Genomic DNA, 437 nt, shown 5'->3' with positions numbered 1-437 from the left:
GCGTGCCTGTCGAATACCATCAGCGAGCTCTTCCCCTTCAGGTAGCCCATCACGCTCGACACGCTGTACTTCGGCGGTATCGCCAGCAGCATGTGGACGTGGTCGGGCATCAGGTGCCCCTCGATGATCTCTATCCCCTTGTACTGGCAGAGCTTCCTGAAGATCTCCCCAAGGTCGGACCTTATTTGGTTGTAGATGACTTTGCGCCTATACTTCGGCGTGAACACGACGTGGTACTTGCACATCCACTTCGTGTGCGACAGGCTGTAGGCCTTCTGGGCCATACGCCACCACCGCCCTCTCGACTCGGATTCCTTGCGGCCTGAACAATCGCAAGTGTCCGGCGAGGGGGCGGCTTTGTAAAGCCGGTTGACGCCACCCGCATAGCGGGTGGTTTCTGATGCGGCGCGCTGCGCGCCCCGCACAGGCTAAAGCCT

General features: G+C 60.0%; 1 protein-coding gene. It reads right to left on the bottom strand.

The window, feature by feature from the left end; translation table 11 throughout:
• On the bottom strand, positions 1–284 hold a 284-nt coding region (tnpA, locus tag DW151_RS10805), incomplete at its 3' end, for an IS200/IS605 family transposase (protein ID WP_233543395.1).
• Positions 285–437: the final 153 nt, after the last annotated feature.

This window comes from Collinsella sp. AM13-34, from assembly GCF_003473055.1.
In the GTDB taxonomy this organism is placed as follows: Bacteria; Actinomycetota; Coriobacteriia; order Coriobacteriales; family Coriobacteriaceae; genus Collinsella.
Note: the sequence above shows the minus strand (reverse complement) of the source record. Positions and strands in the feature narration are given on the sequence as shown.